The sequence below is a fragment of the Pseudoalteromonas luteoviolacea DSM 6061 genome (assembly GCF_001625655.1).
Lineage (GTDB): Bacteria > Pseudomonadota > Gammaproteobacteria > Enterobacterales > Alteromonadaceae > Pseudoalteromonas > Pseudoalteromonas luteoviolacea.
Genome location: NZ_AUYB01000108.1, coordinates 1 through 3,230, shown reverse-complemented (window position 1 = coordinate 3,230; position 3,230 = coordinate 1). Strand labels below are relative to the sequence as shown.

At 40.7% G+C, this 3,230-nt stretch carries 2 protein-coding genes; one reads left to right on the top strand and one right to left on the bottom strand.

All coding sequences use genetic code 11. The features are described from left to right. Positions 1–580: 580 nt before the first annotated feature. Positions 581–1,504: a DMT family transporter gene (locus N475_RS14665; protein WP_063365504.1), complete on the bottom strand. Its 924-nt coding sequence runs from the start codon at positions 1,502–1,504 to the stop codon at positions 581–583. Between the two features lie 193 nt (positions 1,505–1,697). Between N475_RS14665 and N475_RS14660 the strand changes: the two genes are divergently transcribed. Next, positions 1,698–2,561, top strand: coding sequence for a bifunctional transcriptional activator/DNA repair enzyme AdaA (locus N475_RS14660; protein WP_063359509.1), 864 nt, complete (start codon positions 1,698–1,700; stop codon positions 2,559–2,561). Positions 2,562–3,230 lie beyond the last annotated feature (669 nt).

The window sequence follows — 3,230 nt, the reverse complement described above, 5'->3', positions numbered from 1 at the left end:
GATTGGCGCAAGCGTTTTTTTCTCTTTTTTCTTAATAAATTAATTTATTAAGTTAACCTCAGAATACACACAGCAGAACCACAAGTTATACACAAAAAACTGTGGGTAAAATGCGTTTGGTCTACATAAGGAGAGATTTTTACTAAACAAAGGCATTATTAACTTTAGCGATCACTAAGAGACATTCTATCGCTCTTAGCTATTTCCCATCACACTACCTTTTAATTATGCGAAATTTATAGTCACTCTTTTGTAGAATTTACTTTAATCCAAATTTGAACTTTCTACATAGTTTCATTAATCGCAGCTAAGAATGACCAAAACAAAGCTTTCCAGTAATAGTTGATTCTTCTATACAAAGTGAATAGATAGATTTCAGCTAACCATACGCTGACCTCCCTTTGCTTCAGGGGAGTTAAAAGAGAATAATACCTTAACTTACAAGAATTTCTCCTTAGAATAGTTACATGTGTATCGGAAGAAACCGCTCGCCAATAATATAAAAAGTCATGTCTTAGCAGCACAACCTTTTGAACAATGAGTACATAGATAGATCTGTACTGTTCACTTTAGCATTAGGTTAGACTAATCTTGCCTTAATTTGATGCCACAAACGACCATCAATTGCTAAAAGACCTGAGGCTATCAGCCCCATCCCAATAATATTAATGACATCGAAAGACTCATTTAAAAACAGATAGCCAAGTAAAGAAGCTGAAACAGGCACAAGTAAAGTGACTAGTAACACATTAGTCGCCCCAGCTAACGCCAATATTTTAAAATAAAGTACGTAGGCTAACGCTGTTGAAATAACTGCCAACCCAAAAATTGCACTCCAGATCGATATGCTGATTAAACTCACATTGACAATACCATCCACGAAAATGGTTATTGGTATTAATACTATCGTTGAGGCCGTTACTTGTTCCGCGGCGATAGTCAAAGGTTTCAGGCCAAAAGCTTTAAACCTCCTACCATAAACACCTGCAAATGCATAAGAAATAGCGGCGCCGATAATCGCAAATTGCGCTAATAAGGCACTTTCACCGACCAATGCAGGTACGCCTATCATGATAGCAACACCAGCAAAACCAATCATGACACCAAACAGTTTTAATAGTGTTGGCTTTTCGTCTGGCAACAACACTCCAGCAACTAACACGGTAAAAATTGGAGTCGCGGCATTTAAAATAGATGCAACGCCAGAAGCTATTTGTGTTTGCCCCCAAACGATCATAACGAATGGGATAACATTATTAAGTAAACCCATAACCAAAAATGCTACCCATATAGTTAAGCCCTTTGGTGGACGTAACCCAAATAATGCAGCAATGATCCACAACACAATCGCAGCAATACCGACTCGAAGAGTTACTATCGTGAGTGGAGGGAGAGAATTCACGACAACACCAACAAAAAAGAAAGAGCCGCCCCATAATATAGAGAGCAGAATTAGCATTGCCCAAAGCTTTGCTGTCATCGTGTGCATGATAATGACTTTCATTATAGGAGCGTCCTAAAAAATGTGTGAAGCAGTTAGATTAGCCGTGCTAGATTTTGGAGAACATCCGATTCTTGCCCATAATTGCAATATACAAAATATTGGCTTTTATATTATTACTCGGCAAGAATCAGATGTTATTGTTAACGTAGTTATGATGAAGTGCATTCATTGCAACTGAATATAGAGTCTAACCATGCCTAGACTATCTCAAATCAAAAAAAGTGAGAAAGCGGAAAAGCTTATTAACGTAGCTCGCTATATTGAAGCGCATGCTGATGAAAGGCTTACGCTAACGCAACTTGGTATCATTGCCGGTTTTTCACCTTCTCGGCTGCAACGTTCCTTTAAAGAGCTATTTGGTATCTCACCGAAACACTTTCAAGACGAAGTACGAATGCAAAAGTTCAAACGAAGCTTAAAAGAAGGCGAAAACGTGACAGATGCCATCTACTCATCTGGTTTTGGCTCGATAAGCCGAGTATATGGTGAAGCAACACGTAACATAGGAATGTCTCCGAAGGCTTACCGAGCGGGAGCTCAGGGAGAAACAATTCATTATGCGTGTCGACACACTATACTTGGGCAGATGATTATGGCTGCAACAGAGAAAGGTGTCTGCTCGGTACAGTTTGGAGATACTCAAACAGCCTTGGTTTCATTACTTTCTGCAGAGTTTCCAAAGGCAACGCTAATACATTCACAGGCTCAGAATAAACCTGAACTTGATGCCTGGGTAGCTGCACTCGACAATTATTTATCCCATGGGGCACCTAAACCCGAAGTCCCATTAGACTTAAAGGGCACAGCATTTCAGAATAAAGTATGGAAGTTTCTGCTAAGTATCAAAGAAGGTGAGGTAATGAGTTATGGTGAAGTCGCTGAGAAAATTGGAAGCACAAAAGCAGTGAGGGCTGTTGGAAGTGCTTGCGGTAAGAATCGCATAGGAATACTTATTCCTTGCCACCGTGTATTACGTAGTGACGGAACACTCGGTGGATACCGATGGGGGCTAGAACGAAAGAAAATGTTGTTAGACCTGGAAAAACAAACTGATTGAAAATTGCTTTTCTGATTGCGGTAAAAACCTCATAGGCATACTTACTCCTGACACTGTGCACAACGCAGTGACGATGCACTAAATGAATACCAATGGGGATTAGAGCGAGAAAAATACTATTCTCTATGTAAAAACAACTTAGCTGAATATTACTTTTGCTGATTTGAGTTTAAATAGTAGCAACCCTCCAGTGTCTTTAATCCATGGTATGTGTATTTAAGATAGCGTTCCATACACCAACTAGGCATACAACTCAGAGGCCCAGCATGATGCACTCCAAACAGCTCTAAAAACTAGCAGGTCAGATATTAGCTACTATAGGTAATTTCACCATAAGGGCATTATGGTGTAGGCGTAATGCAGTGTATAGGACCAAAGTACAATGACCGCAAAAAATGCGAGTACATTTACTTTACGCAAGGGCGACGAGGAATCGAAACACCGCTTCGCGGTTTGAGGAGGTGAGCACATGGATGCGCGACGGGACCAAGCTTTATCGTGCGAAAGTTAGCGACAGCGAACGTAGTGTGGGTGCTCTTTTTGCGCAAGATAGTTACAGCGAACGAAGTGAGTGCGCTTCTTTTGCGCAAGGGTGCCGAATGACCGAAACAAAGTTTCGCAGCATGAGGAAGTGAGCCCATGGATGCACGATGGGACCCTGCTTCAGGG